This is a genomic window from Oscillibacter sp. PC13, assembly GCF_900115635.1.
Lineage (GTDB): Bacteria > Bacillota > Clostridia > Oscillospirales > Oscillospiraceae > Oscillibacter.
Genome location: NZ_FOXE01000013.1, coordinates 25,556 through 50,473, shown reverse-complemented (window position 1 = coordinate 50,473; position 24,918 = coordinate 25,556). Strand labels below are relative to the sequence as shown.

Here is a 24,918-nt window from a genome sequence, read left to right as displayed (position 1 = left end):
AATGATTCAAATTCCGCCGGGGAGCTGCCCCGTGCGGCAGAAGGAGCTGAAACAGTGGAAGGAACCAGAAAAGAAATTGCCGCTGGGGTATACCTGACGTATCTTCCGGCGCAGAAATTTAAAACCAGCCTGCTGTCGGCCCAGTTTGTGACGCCCTTGAGCCAGGAGCGGGTTTCAGCATGTGCGCTGCTGCCGGCAGTGCTGCGGCGGGGCACCGTCAGCTGCCCGGATCTGGGGGCACTGTCAGAGCAGCTGGACCGCCTGTATGGCGCGCGCATCGATTATACCGTCCGAAAAAGGGGCGAAAATCAGTGCGTGGGCTTTGTGGCCAGCCTGATTGACGACAGCTTTGTGCCCGGCGGTGAGAAGCTGCTGGAACCGGTGGCGGATATACTGGGAGAGCTGATCTGCGATCCCGCCACAGAGCGGGGGCGGTTTGTGCCCGCCTATTTCGAAAGCGAGAAGCAGAACCTGGCAGACGCAGTCCGCAGCATCATCAATGATAAGCGGGATTATGCCGATCTGCGGCTGCTGCAGGAGATGTGCACTGGGGAGCCATATGGAATTTCCAGGCTGGGTGACGAAAAGAGCGTGGAAAAACTGCAGCTGCAGAAGTTGTACGCCCAGTACGGAGACCTGATCTCCACTGCCCGCCTGGAGCTGATATACAGCGGCAGCGCGGCGCTGGAGCGTGTGGAGCAGGCGCTGCTTCACGCGCTGGCCACGCTGCCGCGGGATGGCATCCGGGACATTGCCCTGGCAACGCCCCATGTGCTTCGTCCGGAGGTCAAGGTGGTGGAGGACGCCATGGACGTGACACAGGGAAAGCTGGGGATGGGCTTTGCCTGCGGCAGTGAGGATACTGCCGCGCTGCTGATGGGAAATACCATCTTCGGCGGATCCAGCAACTCCAAGCTGTTTTTAAATGTGCGGGAGAAGCTGTCCCTCTGCTATTTCGCCTCCTCGGTCTATCACCGCCAGAAGGGAATGATTACCGTGTCCTCCGGCATTGAGTTCCAGAACTATCAGAAGGCCTACGATGAGATTACGCTGCAGCTGAAGGCTGTGCAGGACGGTGATTTGGAGGACTGGGAGCTGGAGGGCGCCCGCAGCACGCTGCTGAATGCCTATGCTTCCATGGGAGACTCCCAGGGAAAGCTGGAAAACTTCTATCTGGGACAGGCTGCCACCGGACAGGCGGAGACGCCGGATCTGCTGGCAAAGGAAATACAAAACGTCACGGCGGACCGGATTTTTGCCGCCATGCGGACGGTTTCTCTGGATACGGTGTATTTCCTGAAGGGGAAGGAGGCAGCGGAATGAGACAGAGCTTTTACGAGCGGATTGGGGAGTCTGTTTACCGGGAGGTGCTGCCTAACGGTTTGCAGATCTGCGTGGTGCCAAAGCCTGAGCACGCCAAGAGCTACGCTTTTTTTGCCACCCGCTACGGCGGGATGGATACCCGCTTTCAGCTGGATGGCAAATGGCTGGATACCCCGGCGGGCATTGCCCATTACCTGGAACACAAGATGTTTGACACCAAGGAGGGCAACGCCCTGCAGGAACTGGCAAAGAACGGCGCGGAGCCAAACGCCTTCACAGCCAACGCCATGACCGGCTATTACTTTGATTCCACGGCCCACTTTGAAGAAAACTTGGAGATTTTGCTCTCCTTTGTATCTGTGCCCTACTTCACAGATGAGAGTGTGGAGAAGGAACAGGGAATCATCGGGCAGGAGATCCGCATGATTGAGGACAACCCGGACTGGCAGCTGTATACCCGGATGATGAAAGCCCTGTACAGCAACAGTACGGCACGGACCTCGATTGCGGGCACGGTGGAGAGCATCCGGAAGATTACGGCCCGGACGCTGTATGACTGCCATAAGGCCTTTTACACCCCGTCCAACATGATTTTGACAGTGGTTGGAAATGTGGATCCCATTCATGTGGCGGATTTGGCCCGACGGATTTTGCCCCGGGAGGGGGGGGCGGCAGTTCCGCGAGATTATGGCCGGGAGCCAGCGGAAGTGGTGAAAAAGGAGACAAAGATGGCCATGGAGGTTGCCATGCCGCAGTTTTTAACCGGCTATAAGTGCACACCAGTGGAAAATGGAGAGACGTTTCTGCGGACCAACCTCATCGGCGACATGGCCTGCGATCTTCTGCTGGGAGAGTCCAGTCCACTGTATCTCAGGCTGTATGACCAAGGATTGATCAACACCAGTTTCGGCGGTGCTTTTGAAATGATGCCGGGAGTGGCGTACCTCTATGCCGGCGGTGACAGCAAGGATGCACGCCGGGTTGCGGAAGAAATTCAAAAAGAGGCGGAACGGCTGGTATCTGATGGAATTGAGGAGGAATTTTATCAACGGGTGCGCAGGGCTTCTTTTGGTGAGAACCTGCGGGGGCTGAATTCCTTTGAAAATATTGCAGTTTCCCTGACAGAGGGATATTTCCATGGATATGACCCCTTCCGTTTCCCCCAGGTATTTGACACCATTACGAAAGACGATATTACAGCCTTCCTGCGGGACAACCTGACAGCGGACCGGGCAGTCTTGTCCGAGATTGTGCCGCGGGAGTAAGGAACTCCCGGCGAGAAAAGAAAGGAAGAATGTGGTTTGACAGCATTGAAGAACATGCCGATCAGCTTCCCGGGGCTGTTCGGCGACTGGGAGTTTAATCCAGATCCCATTGCCATTCACATTGGGCATGGCATTTATTGGTACGGCATCATTCTGGCTCTGGGAATGCTGGCTGGTTTGCTGCTGTGCATGAAGCAAGCCAAACGTTTTGGCCTGACGGAGGACAACGTGCTGGACATGGTCCTGTGGGCAGTGCCCAGTTGTATTTTGGGATCCCGCATTTACTATGTCATTTTTTATCTGGATTTGTATAAAAATGCCGACGGCTCCTTAAACTGGGGAAAAGTAGTAGCCATTTGGGATGGCGGACTTGCCATTTACGGTACGGTGATTGTTGGCTTTTTGGTGGCATTTATTTACACCCGCGTAAAAAAACTGAAGCTGGGAGCTATGACAGATCTCTGCGTCATGGGTTTGATTCTTGGTCAGTGCATCGGGCGGTGGGCCAACTTCATTAACCGGGAGGCTTTTGGCGGTTTGACAGATCTGCCTTGGCGGATGCGCCTTTGGACCAGTGCCACCCAGTATATTGAGGTGCACCCCACATTTTTCTATGAGAGCCTGTGGAATTTGGTGGGACTGCTGCTGATGCTGTTTGTTGTGACCAAGGGACGGCGTTTTGACGGAGAGAACACATGGTTTTACTTCCTCTGGTACGGCTTGGGCCGCTCTTGGGTGGAGGGCCTGCGCACCGACAGCCTGTATTTATTTGACTGGACATTCATGGGAGAGCCTATCCGGGTGTCGCAGGCATTGAGTATGGTGATGGTGGTGGTTGCCGCCGGGATGCTGTTTTACAATCTTGCGGGCAAAAAGCATTCTGCAGAAGATCTGCTGGTGAATCAGGTGGCGAGAGCAAAGCTGGCAGCAGAGGCGGACGCTTCTTTGACGATGCCCGCGGAGGAAGAGAATGCAGAGTGTCCGGAAGGAGTACCTGCTGAGCAGGCGGAGGCAGATCTGGCGGATCATCAGGAGGAGACGGACAATGGCGACACGCATTGATGGAAAGGCGCTGGCGGCAAAGGTGAAAGCACGGGCAGCGGAGGAGGCAAAGGGCCTTGCTCGAAAGCCGGGCCTTGCGGTCATCCTGGTGGGAGACGATCCGGCATCCCGGGTCTATGTCACAGGCAAGGAAAAAGACTGCGCAGAGTGCGGCTTTTTGAGCTTTGAGCACAAGCTGCCCGCTGAAACCGCACAGGTGGAGCTTTTACAGTTGATTGAACAGCTGAACGGTGACGAGGATGTGGATGGAATTTTGGTTCAGCTGCCACTGCCGGAACAGCTGAATGAGGAACAGGTTCTGAACGCCATCGCCCCGGAAAAGGATGTGGACTGCTTCCACCCCTTTAATGTGGGGCGCCTGGTGATTGGAGATCCGGTGTTTTTGCCCTGCACGCCCGCAGGCGTGATGGAGATGCTGAAGGAATATGACATTCCGGTCCAGGGAAAGCAATGTGTGGTGCTGGGACGCAGCAATATCGTGGGAAAGCCCATGGGAACACTGCTGATGCAGGCGGACGGCACGGTGACTACCTGTCACTCCCGGACACCGAACCTGGCAAAGTACACCCGGGAGGCGGACATTCTGGTGTCTGCTGTGGGCCGGGTGGGTTTGGTGACTGCCGACATGGTGAAGGAAGGCGCGGCAGTCATCGATGTGGCCATGAACCGCAATGCGGAAGGGAAGCTCTGCGGCGATGTGGACTTTGCCGCTGTGGAGCCCAAAGCGGCTTACATCACACCGGTGCCCGGCGGCGTGGGCCCCATGACCCGGGCCATGCTGATGCAGAACATTCTGACTGCTGCGAAACGGCACCAGGGGATGGACTGAATCGGGCATGGTTTGCTATTTTGCAGGAAAGACCGGGTTACAGTCTGAGAACAGTCAAAAAATCCGCCGTGTCAATTGAGACACGGCGGATTTCCATAAAGAAGCGGCACGCATCTGCGTGCCGCTTCTTTATGATTCTATGTAAAACTTACACGTGAATTCCGCCTACAAAATAGGTGTTGTAGTAGCCGCCGGTCAAATCGCTGATAATTACGCCGTTGCTCCGGGAAGAAGAGGAGTGAATAAATTGTCCGTCCCCAACATAAATACCAGCGTGGGAACAGGCCTTACCCGCGTTGCGGCTTGGATCGTTGAAGAATACCAAGTCACCGGGCTGAAGTGCGGAGATAGACCACACCTTGCTTCCGATCCCACTCTGCCACTGGCCTGTGGCGGTATGCGGCAGGGAATAGCCGAATTGACCATATACGTACATGGTAAAACCGGAACAGTCAAACCCGCTGGGGGAGGCACCGCCGTATACATAGCGGGTACCCAAGTGCTGTTTGGCGGTGGATACAATCGATCCTCCAGAGGAAGAACTGGAGGCAGAATCGGTCAAATCCAAAAAGTCACTGCGGATATAGCCTTCTGTGCCATATTCACACGTGACATCGTACCAGCCGTCTTCAAAGCCGTTGACGGTGACGACGGTGCCGGCATCCACAGAGGCAAGAATCTCGCTGTCGGTAGAGGCCGCAGAGCGGACATTGACACCGTCGGAATTCACCTTCCCATAAGAGGAAAAGAGATTATCCTGATCAACGACAAGATAATCAGCGGAGACATAGCCCACATTGCCGGCATAGTTGATTTTATACCAGCCCTCAATGGAGTTGTCCAAAACGGCAACGGCTACGCTTTTATCCAATGTCGTCACGACGGAGGAGGAAGTGGAGGCATCTGCGCGCATTCTCAGGGAGGAACCGGTGGTAGCGCCGACGGCAACAGCCATATCAGCGGCCATGGCGGTGGCTGCAAGCAGCATGGTGAAAATGACAGAGAGAATAAGAACCTTTGCTGCTTTTCCTGCGAAGTGTGTCATGGGTGTTACGCTTCCTTTCGTCTTATATGATATCATTTGTAGGGCAGGGAGTGGAGCCGGGTTTATTTTTCCTTGCCGGAAAGTGCCCGGTCCAGCCAGATAGCGGCGACGTCCATCGCTGCGTACAGGCTGTCCTTTTCACTCTTTTTGAGCACACGGTCCCTGGATTTCAGACTTGGATCCGTCAGCTGCAGCTGAACAGAAACCTTGGTGGCGACATCCAGATCCAGTTCCTTTTTGGTATCCAGAACCTGCATCATAATGATATATTTTTCAGCCATCGTTCCATAGTAGATTAAATTGTCTACACGGCGGAGCGGGTGGCCCTTGTAAATCAGACCTTCCGCTTTTGCGGACTTGCTTTCTGGCATGGGAACACTCCTTTGAAAATATTGTAACCGAATTGTAACAGAATTTATCCGGTTTGTCAATAATAGGGGAGGGACAATTGAAGGGAAAATATCCCAAGCCGGAGGGAAGGCCCGACAAGACATGAAAGAACAGAGGCGGTTTTTTAAAGAATAGAAAATTTCCCTGCAGAAGCGTATTGCTTCTGCAGGGAAATTTTATTCTGTGTATTTTGCCAGATCCCGGTCAATCTGTTTTTGATAGCGGTCTGCCTCAGAAAAGATGCAGCCGCAATATTTCTGCATATAAAAGCCCTTTTCACGGGCCAGCTGGTTCCCGGCGCGAAAATTTGGGCGGAAGTCCCGGTAGAGGAATTGAACGCCGTACTGTTCGGCGAACCGCGCCCCGGCCGCGGCAATCAAATCGTGCTGCTGATAGATGCTGGCCAGGAGCGTGGTGGTAAAAGCGGGGAAGCCATGCTCTGCGGCGTACCGGGCGGTGCCCTCCAGCCGGTGCTCGTAGCAGTAGGTACAGCGGCGGTCGATGTCATCCGCCACATGGCGGACAAACTCCCGCAGGCCGTAGTCCTCCAGGACCCGGATCTCCATTCCGATTGTCGGGGCGTATTCCAGCAGGCAGTCCCGGCGGGCCTGATATTCTTTCCAGGGATGAATATTGGGGTTATACCAAAAAGCCACTGGCTCAATTCCCTCATTCCGCAGCGGATCGATGCAGGAGAGGGAACAGGGAGCGCAGCAGCAGTGCAGCAAAACGGAATCCATGAGACGTACACGTCCTTTCAGCAGGAATGAAAACAAGTATATCACAAAACTCTCGAAAGGCCAAGCACGGAAAGAAACGGAGTTTTTAACAGATTCTTCACAGCCTTTCGGGATTTTGACGATTGCGCATCCAGACGAAAAAGAGTATGATACAAGCTAATGTGATATCTTATGGATACCTGCCATCTGCGACAGCGTAACCGTTTTCCTGAAGGAGGAAAAACCTTGAGAGTGGGCCTTGACGTGGGATCTACCACCATTAAATGCGTGGTGCTGGATGACACGGACAATATAATTTATAGTACATATGAACGGCATTTCAGCCATATCCTGGAAAAATCAGAAGAACTGCTGCGCCGCATGGCAGATTTATATGTTCCGGGCGGAAGAGCAGAATTTGCAGTTTCCGGTTCTGCCGGCATGGGTATGGCTGAGAGTGTGGGAGTCCCTTTTGTACAGGAGGTCTTTGCTACCCGTGTGGCAGCCAATCGGCTGACTCCCGGCACGGATGTGATCATCGAGCTGGGCGGCGAAGATGCAAAGATCCTGTTTTTGACGGGCGGCATGGAGGTGCGGATGAACGGCTCCTGTGCCGGCGGTACAGGAGCATTCATTGACCAAATGGCGACCCTTCTGAAAATGGGAGCCGACGAAATGGACCTTGCCGCCCAGAGGGCGGAAAAGACGTACACAATTGCCTCCAGATGCGGCGTATTTGCCAAAAGCGATATACAGCCCCTGATTAACCAAGGAGCAAAGGCGGAGGATATTGCCGCCAGTATCTATCAGGCGGTGGTGAACCAGACCATTGCAGGCTTGGCCCAGGGACGTCCCATTCATGGGAACATCCTGTATCTGGGCGGACCCCTGACTTTTTCACGCTGCCTGCGGGAGAGTTTTGACAAAACACTGGGAGTAGCTGGCGTCTGCCCGGAGAACAGCCTGCTGTTCGTGGCAATGGGCGCTGCCTTTTACGCAGATCAGAGGTTTGATCTGAACAAAGTGGCGGACCGCTTGCGGGAGAAGGGCGCGGCAGAAACCTACCGCAGCCAGCCGCCCCTGTTTGCGGATCAAGAGGAATATCGGATGTTTCAGGCGCGCCATGCCAAGTCCACGGTGCCGCGGGTGCCCTTTACGGCAGACTACGCCGCTCCGGTGCATATCGGGATTGACTCTGGCTCCACCACCGTGAAGCTGGTGGTGATGGATCAAGAGGCGCGAATCCTCTTTACCGACTACCGGCCGAATCTGGGCAATCCTGTACCGCTGATCCGGGAGGTGCTGCAGACCCTCTATGATGAGCATCCGGCCCTCCATGTGGCCTCCGTCACCACCACGGGATATGGAGAGGATTTGGCAAAGGCTGCCTTCCACGCAGACTACGGTGTGGTGGAGACGGTGGCCCACTTCACAGCCGCCCGGCACTTTTTGCCTAATGTGGACTTCATCATCGATATCGGCGGCCAGGATATGAAATGCTTCAAAATTGAGGATGGGGCCATCAGCAACATCTTTTTAAACGAGGCCTGTTCTTCTGGCTGCGGCAGTTTCCTGCAGACCTTTGCCCAGGCGCTGGGATATGATGTGAGAGAGTTTGCTGGGCTGGGGCTGTTTGCGGACCGGCCTGTGGATCTTGGCAGCCGGTGCACGGTGTTTATGAATTCCAGCGTAAAGCAGGCCCAGAAGGACGGCGCCACCATTGAAAATATCTCTGCGGGCCTCTCCATCTCCGTGGTGAAAAACGCCATCTATAAGGTCATTCGCGCCTCATCTCCGGAGGAACTGGGGCGGAATATCGTTGTCCAGGGCGGTACCTTTTATAATGAAGCAGTGCTCCGGGCCTTTGAGAAGGAGATGGGGGCGGAGGTGATCCGCCCGGATATCGCCGGACTTATGGGCGCCTATGGAGCGGCGCTGTATGGCCGGGGGAAGACGCGGGCCGGCCAGGTCAGCAGCCTGTTGGATCGGGAGGCAATGGCGGGCTTCCGGCAGGAGACCCGCAGCGAGATCTGCGGACGCTGCGGCAACAACTGCCAGCTGACCATCAACACCTTTGCTGACGGCGGCACTTTTATCAGCGGAAACCGCTGCGACCGGCCCATCACCGGAAAGGCGGATACTGGGGAACGGAACCTGTACGAATACAAACGGAAGCTCATTTTAAACTATAAGCCGGTGCCCGGCAGACGCGGCAGGCTTGGAATTCCATTGTGTTTGAATCTATGGGAGCTGTTCCCGTTCTGGCATACCTTTTTCACAAAATTGGGCTTTTCTGTGTATCACAGCCCACTCTCCAGCCGGGATCTGTATTTGAAAGGACAGGGGACGATTCCAAGCGACACCGCCTGCTTCCCGGCGAAACTGGCCCACGGACACATCCGGTTTCTCAGCAAGCTTGGCCTGGACGCCATTTTCTACCCCTGTATGACATACAACATTGACGAAGGGCTGGGAGACAACCACTACAACTGCCCGGTGGTGGCTTATTATCCCGAGGTCATTGCCGGAAACTGTCCGGAAGTAAAGGAGACCCGGTTTATTTATGACTATGTGGGGCTCCACCGGCCCAAGGACTTCAACCGGAAGATCCATGAAATTTTGGGCAGATACTTCCCGGGTATCTCCAAGGCGGAGGTGCGGGAGGCGTCTGATGCGGCCTATGCGGAATATACCAATCACATGGCTCAGATTCGGAAGGAAGGGGCCAGAATCATCGATCAGGCCCGGGCGGAGGGACGCCGCGTCATTGTGCTGTCGGGACGGCCCTACCATGTGGATCCGGAGGTGAACCACGGCATTGACACCCTGATTACACAGTTCGGTGCGGCAGTCGTGACAGAGGACTCCATCTCTGACCGGGTGGAGAAATTCCCCACCACGGTGCTGAACCAGTGGACATATCACTCCCGGCTGTATGCGGCGGCAAAATACTGCTGTACACAGCCTGACATGGACCTGGTGCAGCTGGTGAGCTTCGGATGCGGGGTGGATGCCATTACCACAGATGAGACCAGAGAAATTTTGCAGGCGGGCGGCAAGCTGTACACCCAACTGAAAATCGACGAGATTACGAACCTGGGTGCGGTACGGATCCGGCTGAGAAGCCTTTTTGCCGCACTGGATGAGCAGAATGAAATACGAGAGGAGGCGTGAGCCATGGATCTGTCATTTCAAAACTACCCAAAATTTACTCCGGATATGAAAAAGACTCATAAGATTCTCATTCCAAACATGGCTCCCGTTCAGTTCCGGATTTTGGCGGCGGCCATGGAGCAGGCGGGATATACCTGCGAACTGCTGGAAAACTGCGGAAGCCAGGTTTGCGAGCTGGGACTGAAATATGTCCACAACGACACCTGCTATCCGGCGCTGCTGGTCATCGGCCAGTTCCTGGATGCATTGGGATCCGGGAAATACGACTTGGATCATACGGCCTTGATTATTACCCAGACCGGCGGTGGATGCCGGGCGTCCAACTACATCCATCTGCTGCGGAAGGCCTTGGTAAAGGCAGGTTATCCCCAGGTGCCGGTGGTAAGCCTGAACTTCTCCGGCCTTGAGAAGGACTCCGGCTTTCCCATGACCGTGCCCTTTATGCGCAAGCTGCTGGCGGCTATTTATTACGGTGATCTGCTTGTGGCTTTGAAGGCCCAGACGGAGCCTTATGAACTCCGCAGGGGTACTGCCGTTGCATTGCAGAAACAATGGCTGGACACCATCTGCGGCTGGGTGCGTCAGGATAAGGGCTACTCTCAGAGGGAAATCAAGGCCGCCATGCCCCGAATTGCCGCGGACTTTGCCGCGATTCCCGTACACCGGGTGCCGAAGGTGAAGGTCGGTGTGGTGGGAGAGATCTATGTCAAATACTCCCCATTGGGCAACAACGATTTGGAAAATTTTCTGGCCGATCAAGACTGTGAGGTCAACCTGCCGGGGCTGATGGGCTTCGTGCAGTACTGCGCATACAACCCCTCGGAAACCGCAAGGCTGTATGGAGGCAGTTTTTTGGAAAAACACGTTTCCGATGTGATTTTGAAGTACATTGAACGTATGGAGCACGTTATGATTCAGGTGCTGCAGGACAATGGCTTCCACGCACCGCTACCTTTCCGGGAATTGGTGAAGCTGGCGGACGGCGTGATTTCCACAGGCGACAAGATGGGCGAGGGCTGGCTGCTGACCGCTGAGATGATTGAACTGGTCAGGGCGGGCTATGAGAACATTGTCTGTGCCCAGCCGTTTGGATGCCTGCCCAACCACATCTGCGGCAAGGGAATGATCAACAAGATCCGGGAGTTGTATCCCCAGGCCAACATTACCCCCATTGACTATGATCCCAGTGCCACCCGTGTGAACCAGGAAAACCGTATCAAGCTGATGCTGGCGGTTGCCCGGGAGCGGCTGCCGAAGCAGACACCCTCCCCGGAGCGACAGGAACCAAAGCCTGCTCCCCTGCCGCAAAAGATGATTCGGCCGGCAAAGTCGAAGGGAGCCGCTGTTTTATGAAGGCTCTGATTTTAATGGGCAGTCCCCGCCAGCATGGCAACACAGCCGCCCTGCTGGCTCCCTTTTGCAGAGAACTGCGCGGCGGCGGGATGGAGGTGGAGATGGTTTGCCTCTATGATCGGACAATTCGGCCCTGCTGTGCCTGCCGGAGCTGTCAGAGCTCGTGGGATGTGTTTGGCTGCAGCCAGAAGGATGATGTGCAGGAGATTGCCGACAGCATTTTTTGCAGCGACCTTCTGGTACTGGCAACACCCATCTATTCCTGGTATTGTACACCGCCAATGAAGGCCTTGCTGGATCGGCTGGTGTATGGTATGAACAAGTTCTATGGAGAGAAGAGAGGCCCCTCCCTTTGGAAGGGGAAGGCTATGGCGCTGCTTCTGACCTGCGGTTATCCGCCGGAGAAGGGAGCCGACCTCTTTATCGAGGGGATGCAGCGGTATGCAAAGCATTCCGGGCTTCAATACCTTGGAAGCCACACTGAGCGGCACATGGGTTACGATACGGTCTTCATGGACAGCGGAAAAGAGAACAGAACCCGGGCATTTGCGCGGGAACTGCTGGAACAACGATAACAAAGCGGGAGCGGTAACGACGGCTCCCGCTTTTTGATACATAACGCTCGCGGCGAGACGATTCGAACCGTTTTCAGTGCTGAAGAAAATTTTTGACAGATCGCCAGCGGGATACAATTGACGAACAACTTCCGGAAGAGGTATAATAAACTGATTTACTATGTAACGTTGACATCGGAGGAACAGCTATGTGGATCGCGGATCAATGGCAGGATTATGAACTTTTGGACTGTGGGGGCGGAGAAAAGCTGGAACGCTGGGATAAGCAGCTTCTGGTGCGCCCGGACCCTCAGGCGATCTGGGAGAGCCCAAGAAAAAATCCTGCCTGGAAGCGGGCGGGCGGTCGATACCTCCGGTCTCAGTCCGGCGGAGGCCATTGGGAAAAAAAGGCGCTTCCAGAGAGCTGGAAAATTCATTATGGAGATTTGACCTTTCAGGTAAAGCCCATGAACTTCAAGCATACGGGACTCTTTCCGGAGCAGGCGGTGAACTGGGACTTTGCCATGGAGAAAATCCGACGCGCTGACCGGCCCATCCGGGTATTGAATCTGTTCGCCTACACTGGCGGCGCTACCGTGGCCTGTGCCAAGGCGGGCGCCAGCGTATGCCATGTGGACGCGGCCAAGGGCATGGTGGCCTGGGCCAAGGAGAATGCGAAGCTCTCCGGTCTGGAGGACGCACCCATTCGCTGGATCATTGACGACTGCGGCAAATTTGTGGAGCGGGAGATCCGGCGGGGAAAGACCTATGACGCCATCATCATGGATCCGCCCTCCTACGGGCGGGGACCCGGCGGCGAGGTCTGGAAACTGGAGGACAACCTTTACGATTTTGTCAAGCTATGCGCTGGCGTGCTGTCGGACAAACCCCTGTTTGTACTGATCAATTCCTATACCACTGGCCTGGCCCCCTCTGTGCTGGGGTATTTGCTGCACCTGCTGGTGGCAGAGAAATACGGCGGAAAGTGCACCTGGGACGAGTTGGGCCTTCCGGTGACGGAGACGGGGCTGGCCCTGCCCTGCGGCGCAACAGGGCGTTGGTTTTCAGAGTAATTTGTATTTGAAAGAAACGGCAACTCCAAAACAGCCGGAAAACGATGGAAAGTGAAACAACAATGGCAACCATGATACAAACGGAAAATTTAAAATATGCTTATCCCGCCATGGAGGGGGAAGCGCAGATATTCGCCCTGCAAGATGTGGATCTGGAAATCGAACAGGGGAGTTTTGTGGTGGTACTGGGGCACAACGGCTCCGGTAAGTCCACGCTGGCCAAGACCTTTAACGGCGTTCTGCTGCCGGCAGGAGGCAAGGTCTACGTGGAGGGTATGGATACCGCAGATGAGCACCTGCTGCTGGCAATTCGGCAGCGGGTTGGTATGGTGTTCCAGAACCCGGATAACCAGATTGTGGCCAATGTGGTGGAGGAGGACATCGCCTTCGCCCCGGAAAACCTGGGCGTTCCCAGCGCGGAAATCCGGCGGCGGGTGGACAATGCGCTGGCCGCAGTGGGGATGAGCGAGTTTGTCCGCCATGCGCCCCATCTGCTCTCCGGCGGACAGAAGCAGCGGATTGCCATTGCGGGCGTGATTGCCATGGAGCCGGCTTGTATTGTGCTGGATGAGGCCACTGCCATGCTGGATCCCATCGGGCGGCAGGAAGTGCTGTCTACTATCCACCGCCTGAACCGGGAAAAGGGAATGACTGTGGTGCTGATTACCCATCACATGAATGAGGCAGAGGATGCCGACCGAGTGGTGGTGATGGACAACGGAAAGGTGACCATGGACGGCACCCCACGGCAGGTTTTTACGCGGATTGAAGCGCTGCGAAATATGGGCCTGACCGTGCCGGACACCGTGGATTTGCTGGACAGGCTGCGGAAGGACGGGCTGGACGTACCGTTGGATGCTTTGACGGTGGAGGAGTGTGCAGATGCCATTGCCCACGCCGTTGCCGTAAAATGAATGGCCGCACAGAAGACTGCCCCCGCAGACATTGGGAATCTGCAGCGGCGCGGAAGGAACGAGAAAACTTGGAATCAATTTTACAAATCAAACATCTGACCCACACTTACGGCGTGGGGACTCCCTTCCAGCGCAGTGCGGTGGAGGATATGAGTTTTGATGTGTACAGCGGAGAGTTTCTGGGGATCATCGGACACACCGGCTCCGGCAAGTCCACGCTGATTCAGCATTTGAACGGCCTTTTGAAGCCCACCTCCGGCCAGATTCTGCTGAATGGGAAGGATATTTGGGCGGAACCAAAAAAAATCAGGGATGTCCGATTTCAGGTAGGCCTGGTGTTCCAGTATCCGGAGTACCAGCTCTTTGAGGAGACTGTGTATAAGGATATTGCATTTGGCCCCGCCAATATGGGAAAAACCGGGGAGGAACTGGATCACTGTGTCCGGGAGGCTGCCAGACTGGTGGGTATCCGGGACGATCAGCTGTTCAAGTCCCCATTTGAGCTCTCCGGCGGTCAGAAGCGCCGGGTGGCTCTGGCGGGTGTCATAGCCATGGAGCCGCAGGTGCTGATTCTGGACGAGCCCACCGCCGGACTGGATCCGGCGGGACGGGAAAACCTGCTGGCCAATATCCGGGACTACCACCGGAACAAGAAGCGGACCATCATTCTGGTGAGCCACAGCATGGACGAAATTGCCCAGAATGTGGATCGGATTCTGGTATTGAAATCCGCCCACGTGCTGATGAGCGGTGCGCCCCAAGAGGTCTTTGCCAGGGCGGACGAGCTGATTTCTGCCGGACTGGATGTGCCTCAGGTGACACGCATTGCCATGCGGCTGAAAGAAAAGGGGCTGCCCATCGATCCGGCGGTGTACACCGTGCGGGCACTGGAGCAGGAGCTGCTGGCTGCCCGGAAAGGCGGTGCGGCATGCTGAAGGACATTACCCTTGGACAGTTTTTCCCCGGCGACACCGCGGCCCACAAACTGGACCCCAGAACGAAAATTTTACTGGTGACGCTGTATATCATCGCACTGTTCTGCGCCAAAAGCGTGGTTTCCTACGGCCTTTTGGCGCTGACGCTGGCGGTTTGTGTCCGGATTTCCAGGGTCGGCGTCAAGGCACTGGTGCGGGGACTGAAGCCGGTCCTGTTTATCATTCTCTTTACCGGCCTTCTGAATCTGTTTTTCACCCCCGGCACCCGGTATCTGGTGGAGTGGGGGCCGGTGCATATTTCGGATACCGGACTGCACAACGCCATTTTCATGGTGCTGCGGATTATGCTGCTGATTATGGGTACCTTCCTGATGACCTATACCACCAGTCCCATCAGCCTGACCGACGGACTGGAGCGGCTGCTGAACGGCCTGAAGAAGCTTCATGTCCCGGTTCATGAACTGGCCATGATGATGTCCATCGCTCTGCGGTTTATCCCGACGCTGATTGAGGAGACGGATAAGATCATGTCCGCCCAGAAGGCCCGCGGCGCGGATTTTGAAAGCGGAAACCTGATGCAGAAGGCCAAGGCCCTGATTCCTATTCTGGTGCCGCTATTTATCAGTGCCTTCCGCCGGGCGGACGAGCTGGCGGTGGCCATGGAGTGCCGCTGCTATCACGGCGGTGAGGGGCGGACCAAGCTCCATGTGCTCCAGTACGCCCGGCGGGACTGGATCGCCTTGTTTTTGGGCGGTGCCATCACCGCAGGAGTACTCGTTCTGAGACAGTTTGGGCTGTGAAGCGAAAAGCCTTGTATACTGTTGCTGCGTGCGGCGTATTTTTGCTTTTTCTGGCGGCAGCACTGGACACCCGGCTGCGGATGGTGACGTATGAGATCTCCACGGAGAAGCTAGAGCAGGAGATCCGGCTGGCGGTGCTTGCGGATCTGCACAGCTGTGCTTACGGCGAAGATCAGCGGGAACTGCTGGATGCGGTGAAGGCTCAGTCCCCCGATGCGGTGCTACTGGCAGGGGACATTGTGGACGACATGCTGCCGGAGGAAAACGCCTGGACGGCGATTTCTGCGCTGGCTGCAGATTATCCCTGCTTCTATGTCACCGGCAATCACGAGTGGTGGGCCGGAGAGACGGAGCGAATCTGCCGGACCATGGAGCAATATGGCGTGATTCCGCTGCGGGGGGCTTCTATGTGCTTTTCCACCGCCAATGGGCAGGTTATCCGGATCGGCGGTGTGGACGACCCGGAGTCCGGAGCGCTGGATGCTCAGCTGGCCCAGGTTGGAGAAACGCTGGACGAGAACATGTTTACCATCCTGATGGCCCACCGGCCAGAGGGAATTGAGACTTACCGCCAATACGCGTTTGATCTGATCGTATCCGGCCATGCCCACGGCGGGCAATGGCGGATTCCTGTTTTTTTAAACGGTCTCTACGCTCCAGGACAGGGATTTTTTCCCACATACGCCGGGGGCCGATATGATATGAATGACACGACGCTGGTTGTCAGCCGGGGATTGGCCAGGGAGAGCACGAAGGTCCCCCGCATTTTTAACCGACCGGAGCTGGTTTTGATTCAACTCACACCAATCTCCTGAGAAAAGGGAAAGGAGCGCCTATGAATGAGAATAAACACAGCTGGCTGAAACAGAACTGGATGCAGCTGGCCTCGCTGATTTTGAGCGCGGTGCTGCTGGCGGTGGTCCTGGAACAGCAGAACACCATTGGAAATCTTGAGAGACGGATTCTGGGCCTGAATAACGACCTGGAACGAGTCAACGACTCTGTTTACAGCATCTCCGGCCGGGTGGCCGACGGCATTGAACAGGCCGGACAGCCGGTGGAGACCTCGGATTTGAAGCCCACCGGCCTGGACAGGGAGCAAAAGGCCTTGCTGGCGGAGATGTCCGTGACGCTGAAATCCTGGCAGGAAGACACGAAGGCGGTCCTTGTGGTAAAACTGGGAGAGACGTCTTTCGAGATTCCCATGGCGGCGGCGGGAAATGGAACCTATACTGCGCCGCTCTCGCTGCCCACAGAGGGGCAGCAGGAGCTGACCATGGCGGTTGCGGTAGAGCGGGATGGCGTCTTTACCCGGCAGGAGCTGGGCGGATGGGGATATGTCTCCATGCTGCTGCCGTATCAATCCAACGGCTGGGGCGGCCCGGTCTGGGAGGGATACCAGGACGGCGTGCTGAGGCTGTCCCCGGATACCTGTTTTGACATCTGCGACCGGGAGTATCAGAGTGTTCGGGTGAACGACCCGCAGTTCCGGGTCTACCGCAACGGTGCGCTGGTCTGGGAAGAGACCGCCTATCTGGACCCGAATCTGACACAGGAGTCCTATTATACTTATTATCTGGAAGACACCGCGCATTTCGCGGATGCGACGGCCGAACGGCCGGAGCCGGTGGAAATTGCCTGCGCCCCCGGCGACGAAATTCTGGTGGCCTTTGCCTGCACAGACGACAGCGGCCTGGGTTATGAGTTCACCCACACCCGCCTGACCATTACGGAAACCGGCCCGGAGGAAGCGGCGCCGCTGATGTCCGATGAATCGCCAAGGCTTCATTGGCCGGAGTGAGAGACACGCCTTTGATGAAGGAGAAAGCATGCGCAATATTGCCTTAAAACTGATGTACAACGGCACCGCCTATCACGGGTGGCAGGTGCAGAAAAACGCCGTCTCCGTCTGTGAGACGCTGCAAAAGGCCATTGGGCAGATTACCGGGGAGAAGGTGCATCTCACCGGCTGCGGCCGGACCGACGCCGGTGTTCACGCGGAACACTACATCGCCAATTTCCGCACCGAGTCCCGGATTCCGCTGGACCGTCTGCCCTTTGCCGTCAACACCCATACACCGGAGGACATCGCGGTGAAGGAGGCCTTTGAGGTGGCGGAGGAATTCAATGCCATCGGCTCCTGTGTCAAGAAGGAATATACCTACCGCATTTATAACTCGCGGTTTAAAAATCCGTTTTATGTCAATCGCGCGTACTTTTACCCCAAGCGGCTGGACGAGGACTTTTTGAACCGGGCTGCCCATATGTTTGTGGGGACCCATGATTTCCGGGCGGTGCGCTCCGTGGGGACGGAGACGAAGTCCACCGTCCGCACCATCTACTGGTGTGATGTCACCCGGACCGGAGACCTTTTGGAATTGAAGGTCTGTGCCAACGGTTTTCTGTATAACATGGTACGGGCCATCACCGGTACGGTGCTGTACGCAGCGGAGGGAAAATTCGCACCTGAGGACATCCCCGCCATTCTGGAGCGCGGGGACCGCACCGCCGCCGGCCCCACCGTGCCTCCCGGCGGATTGTACCTGACAAGACTGTGGTATGAGGATGAACGACTCAATGGCTGATACAACAAAGGATATCTGGAATGATGACGACGGAGAGGCGGAGCAGGGCAAAAAGCCCCACCGCTTCCGCCGTTTTCTGATTTTTTTCCTGACGCTGGTGGTGGTGCTGGGCGTGGTGCTGGTGGCAGCCTGGCGGGACGGCACCGGCTTTGACATTTTGAAGCGCTGGTTCTCCTATGGTGGCGCAGAGGAAAGTGGCTATACCTATGACGCATCCTCCAGCAACCGCTTTGCCGCGCTGGAGGATTTTCTGGTGGTGCTCTCCGACACCTCTCTGAAGGTGCTGGACAAAAGCGGGGATGAGGTCTGGTCCGCGGCGGTCAAGATGAAGGCGCCGGCTTTGGATGTGGGAGGCGGCTGCGTGGTGGCTTACGACGTGGGCGGCACGGAGCTGTACGTGGTGAACACCGAGGGGGAGAAGCTGCACCTTACCGCCGCTGAGGAAGAACCCTTCATTGCCGCAAACCTGAACGCAAACGGGTATCTTGCAGTGACGGCGGAGAAACGGAATTACAAGGGCAGCGTTCATGTTTATGATGCGAAGATGAGGGAGATTTTCGAATTCAAATCCTCCCATCGGTTCGTGACGGACGCCTGTGTGACAGATGATGATGCATTCCTGGCGGCGGTGACGCTGGGGCAGGAGAACAGCGTTTTTGTCAGTAATATCGTGATTTATGACCTGACACAAAGAGATCCTGTGGCTGACTATGACATCTCTGACGGGTTGGTTTTGGCCATTGGAGAACAGGATAATAAATTGGTGACGGTGTCCGATACCTGTCTGTCCTTTGCAGACCCGGCAGGGAAGGTGGAGACAACCTATGGCTACGGAAACGAGTACCTGCGGGAGTTTGACTTTGCCGGGGACGGCTTCACCGCGCTGCTGCTGAACCGGTATCAGTCCGGCAGCGTAGGACGGCTGGTGACCGTGGCAAGTGACGGCACGGAGATTGCCTCATTGGACATACATGAGGAGGTGCGCAGCCTGTCTGCAGCGGGACGGTACCTGGCGGTACTGTACATGAACAAGCTGGTGGTGTATAATCAAGATTTACAAGAGTACGCCTCCCTTGCCGACACGGACTATGCCAGGGAGGTCATTATGCGGAAGGACGGATCTGCACTGCTGGTTTCCGCCGACTCGGCCAGTCTATACCTGCCTTAACAGGAAAAAAATGATTGGAAATTCACAGAACGTTTACATGCGGGAAGGTAGGCAACTATGACAGTACCTGTTATAATAGACCTGTTCGCAGCCGCTATTCTGGTGGGGTTTATGATTTACGGTGCCTGCCGGGGGCTGTTTCGGGCCTTTGCGGGACTGCTGGCGGTGGTTGTGGCGCTGATGGGCGCCGGGATGATTGCGAATGCATTGTCCAAGCCGGCAGTCAAAGTGGTGATGCCGCTGATGCAGGCCCATATTGAAAATAAGCTGGACGCTGCCGTGACTGCGCAGGCACCGGAAATACAGATGCCCGAGGAAGCAGTGGAGGAAGGGACCTTTTCTATTGAAGATCTGCTGGCCATGATGGGCTTGGACAGCGACGTGCGGGCCTCTTTGGCGGAACAAGCTCACGAAAAGGTACAGGAGACGGGCGCTTCTCTTGCCATGGCGGTTGTAGAAAGCATTGCACAGTCATTCATTTATGCAGCCTTGTACATTCTGTCCTTTATTGTTTTGCTGCTGTTGCTGAAGCTTGTGCTCCGGGCGCTGGATTTGGTGCTTCGGCTTCCGGGACTGCACTTGCTGAATGCCTTGGGCGGTGGTGTGATTGGGCTTGCCGAGGGGGCGCTGCTGCTGCTTTTGTCCATATGGCTCCTGCGGCGTTTCGGCGTCTCTTTTGATACGGAGGCGGTTGGAGCTACCTATGTTCTGCGGTTTTTTACGACCAATACGCCTTTGAGCGCATTGGCGTTTCTGAAATGACATCCTGAGAAAGAGGCTCAGGGGTCTGATTCTGCATTCCGCCTGCGTGCGGAGCAATGCCGGGTATACCGGCGAAGGTCCCCCGAAAAGGGCGGGCTTCTATTTCATCGAAAGCGCCGAGTGGCGCGTGGAGGTATACACAATGCAGCCGACGTTATGTTCAAGATGCAAAAAGAATGTTGCCGTGGTCTTTATCTCAAAGCTGGAGGGCGACAAAACCGTCAACGAGGGCCTGTGCCTGAAGTGCGCCAAGAAGATGGGATTGCCCCAGGTGGACGATATGATGAAGCGCATGGGCATCTCGGATGATGACCTGGACACCCTAAACAGTGAGATGATGCAGGCACTGAATGGCGTGGAGAATGTGGAGGACTTGCCTGGCGGGGAAGAAGGCGGAGACGACGAGGAAGAGGATGGAAAGACTGCCACTTTCCCGTTTTTGAACCGACTGTTCTCCTCTGGAGATTCCGCTTCTTCCAAAGAGGGAGAGGGAGCAGAAGAGAACACCTCCCGTACCGGCCGCGAAAAAAAGGACACCAAAAACGGCAAACGCAAGTATCTGGAGAATTACTGCATCTCCTTGACCCAGAAAGCTAAGGAGGGCAAGTTGGATCCGGTGATCGGCCGAAAAGAGGAGATTGAGCGGGTGGTGCAGATTCTCAACCGCCGCCAGAAAAACAATCCTTGCCTGATTGGTGAGCCAGGAGTGGGCAAGACTGCCATTGCCGAGGGATTGGCCCAGCGAATCGTAAACGGAGACGTACCCTTTAAGCTGCAGGAGAAGGAGCTGTATCTTCTGGACCTGACGGCTTTGGTGGCGGGTACGCAGTTCCGCGGCCAGTTTGAATCCCGCATGAAGGGCCTGATTGATGAAGTAAAACGCCTGGGCAATATCATTTTGATGATCGACGAAGTCCACAACATCGTGGGAGCCGGTGATGCCGAGGGCAGTATGAACGCCGCCAACATCCTCAAGCCCGCACTCTCCAGAGGGGAGATTCAGGTGATTGGCGCCACCACCTTCAACGAATACCGAAAGTCCATTGAAAAGGACACGGCACTGGAACGCCGCTTCCAGCCGGTAACGGTGACTGAGCCCTCCCTTGAAGACTCAGTCCAGATCCTTAAGGGTCTGGCTCCCAAGTACGAGCAGTTCCACGGTGTGAAGATCTCAGATGGAATTCTGCGCCAGGCGGTGGTACTGTCTGAACGGTACATCACAGACCGCTTTCTGCCGGATAAGGCCATCGACTTAATTGACGAGGCCTGCTCCGATCTGAACTTGAAGGATCCCGACATCTCCCGGCGGATGCAGATTCAGCGGGAGTTGGACGATTATGAAAAAGAGCGGACAATGCTGGAGGAAAAAGCTACGGCAGACGGCGGAGAGCCAGATTACGAGCGGATGGCCTTTCTCAAAAGCCGGGAGCTGCAGCTGAACACCGAGATGACGGCCCTGCAGGAAAAGGGAGATCCGCAGCTATCTATGGAAAATCTGGCCCATGTGATTGAGCTCTGGACAAAAATCCCGGCTGCCAAGATTCGGGAGCAGGAGTTCCAGAGGCTTTCCCAGCTGGAAGAACGCCTGAAACGGCACATCATCGGCCAGGACGAGGCCATCTCCGCCGTATCCGCCGCTGTACGGCGGAACCGGGTGGGAATTTCCCCCAAGCACAAGCCGGTCAGCTTCATCTTCGTCGGCCCCACCGGCGTGGGCAAGACGGAGCTGGTGAAGCAGCTGGCAAGCGACCTGTTCAATACCCCGGACGCCCTGATCCGGCTGGATATGTCCGAGTTTATGGAGAAGCACTCCGTTTCCCGGATTGTCGGTTCCCCTCCCGGATATGTGGGCTATGACGAGGCGGGCCAGCTGACGGAGAAGATCCGCCGCAAGCCTTATGCCGTGGTGCTGTTCGATGAGATTGAAAAGGCACATCCCGATGTGCTGAATGTGCTGCTGCAGATTCTGGACGACGGCGAGATCACCGATGCCCACGGACGAAAGGTCAACTTCGAAAATACCATCATTGTCATGACCTCCAATGCCGGCAGTGCCAGCAAAGAGGGAACCGTGGGTTTTGGCCGTACCGCCAACGAACAGGATGCGGATCGGGCCATGAAGGCCCTGCAGCAGTTTCTGCGGCCGGAGTTTATCAACCGGGTGGACGCGGTGATCACCTTCAACCGTCTCAGCGAGGAAAACTTCCAGGGGATTGCCCGCATCATGCTGGGCGAGCTGGCGGGCTCCCTGAAGGAGAAAGGCATTACCTTCACCTATGATGACGCACTGGTGGCCTGGCTGACCCACAAATCCTTCTCCCGGACATATGGCGCTAGAAACCTGCGGCGTACCATTCAGAAGGAGCTGGAGGATCCCATGGCCACAACGATCATTGACAGCTATGAGACACCGGTGACCCAGGTCAAGGCCACGGTGGAAGAAGACGCGGTGAAGCTGTATACCCTGTAAACACCTGTAAAGGGGATGACCTTTGTATGTTATTCCGGAAGAATATTGATCCGCGCTGTGCGTACTGCCAGCGGGGGCAGCAGATCAATGAGCGGGAAGTTGCCTGTATGAAGCGGGGGATTGTGGCGGTGGAGGATCACTGCCGCGCATTCCGATATGACCCGTTGAAGCGGGTACCCCCAAGGCCGGCATCTCTGGACACGGAAAAATTGAAAGAAGAAGACTTTTCGCTGTGAAGAGACGCAGACACCCCAAAAGGGTGCCTGCGTCTCCTGCACAGCAGCGAGGAAAGAAAGGGAAAGCACCATGGAGATCAGGCGGGTTCTGGCCATTTATTGGAGTCCCACAGGAGGTACCCGGCGTGTTGCGGAGACGCTGGCCGAAGCAGCGGCAATTCAGCTGGGGGCCCTATGGGAGACGGTGGATATCACTTTTCCAAGAGGACGTGAACAGGAATATGCCTTTACAGAGAATGATCTGATATTTTTGGGAATACCAACCTATGCTGGAAAAACACCGAATAAGCTGCTGCCCTATCTCCAGAGCGGCTTTCATGGAAACGGGGCGCTGGCAGTGCCGGTGGTGACCTTCGGCAACCGCGGCTATGACAACTCCCTGGCGGAGCTGTGCGCGGTGCTGGAGGCGGATGGCTTTCACACAGCGGCAGGCGCCGCCTTTGTGTGCCGCCATGCCTTCACCGATGAACTGGCCTATGGCCGGCCCGGCTGGAGCGATCTGTACGAGGCCGGTCAGTTTGCAAAGCGCGTGGCGGCAAAGGTACAGGGATTGACGGAGGTTCCGCCTCCTATTTCCGTTCCTGGAGATGCGGCGGCTCCCTATTATATCCCGAAGGGGACCGACGGCCAGCCGGCAAAATTTTTAAAGGCCAAGCCAAAGACGGATCTCACGAAATGCCACGGCTGCGGTGCCTGCGCCAGGGTGTGCCCCATGGGCGCCATTGACCCCGGCGACATCACCAACGTGCCTGGCACCTGCATCAAGTGCCAAGCCTGCGTACGGAAGTGTACCAGGGGGGCCAAATACTTTGACGATGAGGCGTTTTTGTCCCACGTGGCCATGCTGGAGCAGACGTTCACGGAGCCGAAGGAGAACGAGGTGTTTTTGTGAAAACGGTGAGGCGGGCGCTGCATGTACTGGTAATTTTGCCTGCATGCAGTGTTGTCTGGATTTTCCTGCTTTTTGGGGGCGGATCTCTTAGCTGGGCGGCAGGAATCCTTCTGGCAGCGGCATTTGTGTACATCAATGTGCGGCCGATTCCAAAGGAGGCAGCGCCTACAAGGCGCATCCGCCAGTTGGCGGCAGGCTGTGAATTGCTGCGGCTGTTTTTGATCACCGCTACCATCAATGCAGTGTGGATGGCCCTTTTGCTTCCCTCTGTCATTCGAGATGCCAACAGCGGCTGGTTTTTCGCCGGGCTGTTTCAAGCAATATGGTTCATAACTGCTGTTACCATCGTTTTTGCAGAGGCCGCCCTCTTCTGGAACGGCATGATCCGGGTGTATCTTACCTCCGTGCAGTTGGGGCTCAAGCACCGCGTGCTGGCGGCCCTATGCGGCTGGGTGCCGTTTCTGAACATCTGGTACTTACGAAAGATCATCCGCATTGTATCCGACGAAGTGGAGTTTGAGACGGAGAAGTGGGAGTTGGACGAGACCCGGGCGGAGAGCGAGATCTGCAAGACAAAGTATCCGCTTCTCCTGGTTCACGGCGTATTCTTCCGAGACTTTCGTTATGTCAACTACTGGGGCCGCATTCCAAAGGAACTGAAGCGCAACGGAGCCACTGTTTTTTACGGCCAGCAGCAGTCCGCTGCGTCGGTGGAGGACTCTGGCCGGGAGCTGGCGGAGCGCATCCGGCAGATTCTGGAGGAGACGGGCTGCGAAAAGGTGAACATCATCGCCCACTCCAAGGGCGGACTGGACAGCCGCGCCGCCATCGCCCACGCCGGATGTGCATCCTGCGTGGCGACGCTTACCACCATCAATACCCCCCACCGGGGCTGTATCTTTGCGGAATATCTGTTGGGAAAGGTACCGGAGAGCGCCCGGCAGAAGATTGCAGCCGCTTATAACACGGCTTTGAGACGGCTGGGGGACACAAATCCCGACTTTCTGGCGGCCGTGACAGATTTGACCGAGTCCGCATGCCTTGCGCGAAACGAGACAACACCGGATGCGGAAGGCGTGCTGTATGAGAGTGTTATGTCCTATTGCAAAAAGGCCCAGCATGGAAAATTCCCCCTGAACATGACCTATCCCATTGTGAAGCACTTTGACGGCCTGAACGACGGGCTGGTGTCTGTGGACTCCGCCAGGTGGGGGAGTGCGTTTACACTGCTGGATCCGGTGGGAAAGCGGGGGATTTCCCACGGAGATGTAGTGGATTTGAACCGGGAGAACATCCCCGGTTTTGATGTCCGGGAGTTTTATGTAAATCTGACGGCGTTCCTGAAGGCGCGGGGCTACTGAGAAAAAGA

23 protein-coding genes are annotated in these 24,918 nt (G+C 56.1%); 20 read left to right on the top strand and 3 right to left on the bottom strand.

The features are described 5' to 3' along the window. The first annotated feature begins 54 nt into the window (after nt 1–54). The 4 genes from BMZ81_RS09115 to folD are packed head-to-tail and all read left to right on the top strand — an operon-like array spanning nt 55 to nt 4,479. Nucleotides 55–1,323 carry an EF-P 5-aminopentanol modification-associated protein YfmF gene (locus BMZ81_RS09115; protein WP_091131187.1) on the top strand — a complete coding sequence of 423 codons (1,269 nt, stop codon included), beginning with the start codon at nt 55–57 and terminating at the stop codon, nt 1,321–1,323. Beyond that, nucleotides 1,320–2,588, top strand: coding sequence for an EF-P 5-aminopentanol modification-associated protein YfmH (locus BMZ81_RS09110; RefSeq protein ID WP_091131184.1), 1,269 nt, complete (start codon nt 1,320–1,322; stop codon nt 2,586–2,588). The genes BMZ81_RS09115 and BMZ81_RS09110 overlap by 4 nt, the downstream gene beginning before the upstream one ends. A 36-nt stretch (nt 2,589–2,624) precedes the next feature. Continuing rightward, nucleotides 2,625–3,650: a prolipoprotein diacylglyceryl transferase gene (gene lgt, locus BMZ81_RS09105; protein ID WP_091131182.1), complete on the top strand. Its 1,026-nt coding sequence runs from the start codon at nt 2,625–2,627 to the stop codon at nt 3,648–3,650. Next, nucleotides 3,634–4,479 (top strand): bifunctional methylenetetrahydrofolate dehydrogenase/methenyltetrahydrofolate cyclohydrolase FolD, encoded by an 846-nt coding sequence (gene folD, locus BMZ81_RS09100; RefSeq protein WP_091131180.1) that lies wholly within the window; start codon nt 3,634–3,636, stop codon nt 4,477–4,479. The genes lgt and folD overlap by 17 nt, the downstream gene beginning before the upstream one ends. A gap of 148 nt (nt 4,480–4,627) precedes the next feature. On the opposite strand, the gene BMZ81_RS09095 is transcribed toward folD, so the two are convergent. The 3 genes from BMZ81_RS09095 to BMZ81_RS09085 form a co-directional block, all read right to left on the bottom strand. Further along, the gene (locus BMZ81_RS09095; protein WP_091131177.1) at nt 4,628–5,524 is read right to left on the bottom strand and encodes a C40 family peptidase; all 897 of its coding nucleotides are present in this window, start codon (nt 5,522–5,524) and stop codon (nt 4,628–4,630) included. Nucleotides 5,525–5,586: 62 nt separating this feature from the next. Continuing rightward, the gene (locus BMZ81_RS09090; protein ID WP_091131175.1) at nt 5,587–5,895 is read right to left on the bottom strand and encodes a hypothetical protein; all 309 of its coding nucleotides are present in this window, start codon (nt 5,893–5,895) and stop codon (nt 5,587–5,589) included. Nucleotides 5,896–6,090: 195 nt separating this feature from the next. After that, nucleotides 6,091–6,654, bottom strand: a complete 564-nt coding sequence (locus BMZ81_RS09085; RefSeq protein ID WP_091131173.1) for an epoxyqueuosine reductase QueH — start codon at nt 6,652–6,654, stop codon at nt 6,091–6,093. Between the two features lie 225 nt (nt 6,655–6,879). Here BMZ81_RS09085 and BMZ81_RS09080 point away from each other — a divergent pair, with 225 nt between their 5' ends. From BMZ81_RS09080 to BMZ81_RS09005, 16 genes are all read left to right on the top strand, one after another. Further along, nucleotides 6,880–9,807 carry an acyl-CoA dehydratase activase gene (locus BMZ81_RS09080; RefSeq protein WP_091131170.1) on the top strand — a complete coding sequence of 976 codons (2,928 nt, stop codon included), beginning with the start codon at nt 6,880–6,882 and terminating at the stop codon, nt 9,805–9,807. A gap of 3 nt (nt 9,808–9,810) precedes the next feature. Then, entirely contained in the window at nt 9,811–11,160 is a 1,350-nt protein-coding gene (locus tag BMZ81_RS14395) for a 2-hydroxyacyl-CoA dehydratase (protein WP_091131169.1), read from the top strand. Beyond that, nucleotides 11,157–11,735 carry a flavodoxin family protein gene (locus tag BMZ81_RS09070; RefSeq protein WP_091131166.1) on the top strand — a complete coding sequence of 193 codons (579 nt, stop codon included), beginning with the start codon at nt 11,157–11,159 and terminating at the stop codon, nt 11,733–11,735. The genes BMZ81_RS14395 and BMZ81_RS09070 overlap by 4 nt, the downstream gene beginning before the upstream one ends. Before the next feature lie 188 nt (nt 11,736–11,923). Then, nucleotides 11,924–12,787: a class I SAM-dependent methyltransferase gene (locus BMZ81_RS09065; protein ID WP_091131164.1), complete on the top strand. Its 864-nt coding sequence runs from the start codon at nt 11,924–11,926 to the stop codon at nt 12,785–12,787. A gap of 62 nt (nt 12,788–12,849) precedes the next feature. Then, the gene (locus tag BMZ81_RS09060) at nt 12,850–13,701 is read left to right on the top strand and encodes an energy-coupling factor transporter ATPase (protein ID WP_091131162.1); all 852 of its coding nucleotides are present in this window, start codon (nt 12,850–12,852) and stop codon (nt 13,699–13,701) included. A 68-nt stretch (nt 13,702–13,769) separates the two neighbouring features. Beyond that, nucleotides 13,770–14,636 (top strand): energy-coupling factor transporter ATPase, encoded by an 867-nt coding sequence (locus tag BMZ81_RS09055; protein ID WP_242942608.1) that lies wholly within the window; start codon nt 13,770–13,772, stop codon nt 14,634–14,636. Further along, nucleotides 14,630–15,436, top strand: a complete 807-nt coding sequence (locus BMZ81_RS09050) for an energy-coupling factor transporter transmembrane component T family protein (RefSeq protein ID WP_091131158.1) — start codon at nt 14,630–14,632, stop codon at nt 15,434–15,436. Before BMZ81_RS09055 ends, BMZ81_RS09050 begins: the two co-directional genes overlap by 7 nt. Beyond that, entirely contained in the window at nt 15,433–16,251 is an 819-nt protein-coding gene (locus tag BMZ81_RS09045; protein WP_242942607.1) for a metallophosphoesterase, read from the top strand. The genes BMZ81_RS09050 and BMZ81_RS09045 overlap by 4 nt, the downstream gene beginning before the upstream one ends. Nucleotides 16,252–16,271: 20 nt before the next feature. Then, nucleotides 16,272–17,237: a hypothetical protein gene (locus tag BMZ81_RS09040; RefSeq protein WP_091131156.1), complete on the top strand. Its 966-nt coding sequence runs from the start codon at nt 16,272–16,274 to the stop codon at nt 17,235–17,237. Nucleotides 17,238–17,265: 28 nt separating this feature from the next. Next, complete coding sequence (gene truA / locus BMZ81_RS09035) at nt 17,266–18,021, top strand: tRNA pseudouridine(38-40) synthase TruA (RefSeq protein ID WP_091131154.1); 756 nt, start codon at nt 17,266–17,268, stop codon at nt 18,019–18,021. Then, nucleotides 18,014–19,189, top strand: a complete 1,176-nt coding sequence (locus BMZ81_RS09030; protein ID WP_091131152.1) for a DUF5711 family protein — start codon at nt 18,014–18,016, stop codon at nt 19,187–19,189. Before truA ends, BMZ81_RS09030 begins: the two co-directional genes overlap by 8 nt. A gap of 57 nt (nt 19,190–19,246) precedes the next feature. Beyond that, nucleotides 19,247–19,951, top strand: a complete 705-nt coding sequence (locus BMZ81_RS09025) for a CvpA family protein (RefSeq protein ID WP_091131149.1) — start codon at nt 19,247–19,249, stop codon at nt 19,949–19,951. 142 nt (nt 19,952–20,093) lie between these two features. Next, entirely contained in the window at nt 20,094–22,421 is a 2,328-nt protein-coding gene (locus BMZ81_RS09020) for an ATP-dependent Clp protease ATP-binding subunit (protein ID WP_091131147.1), read from the top strand. Nucleotides 22,422–22,447: 26 nt separating this feature from the next. Next, the gene (locus BMZ81_RS09015) at nt 22,448–22,657 is read left to right on the top strand and encodes a hypothetical protein (RefSeq protein ID WP_091131145.1); all 210 of its coding nucleotides are present in this window, start codon (nt 22,448–22,450) and stop codon (nt 22,655–22,657) included. Between the two features lie 70 nt (nt 22,658–22,727). Next, nucleotides 22,728–23,549 carry a 4Fe-4S binding protein gene (locus BMZ81_RS09010; RefSeq protein WP_091131142.1) on the top strand — a complete coding sequence of 274 codons (822 nt, stop codon included), beginning with the start codon at nt 22,728–22,730 and terminating at the stop codon, nt 23,547–23,549. Beyond that, nucleotides 23,546–24,910, top strand: a complete 1,365-nt coding sequence (locus tag BMZ81_RS09005; RefSeq protein WP_091131140.1) for an alpha/beta hydrolase — start codon at nt 23,546–23,548, stop codon at nt 24,908–24,910. Before BMZ81_RS09010 ends, BMZ81_RS09005 begins: the two co-directional genes overlap by 4 nt. Nucleotides 24,911–24,918: the final 8 nt, after the last annotated feature.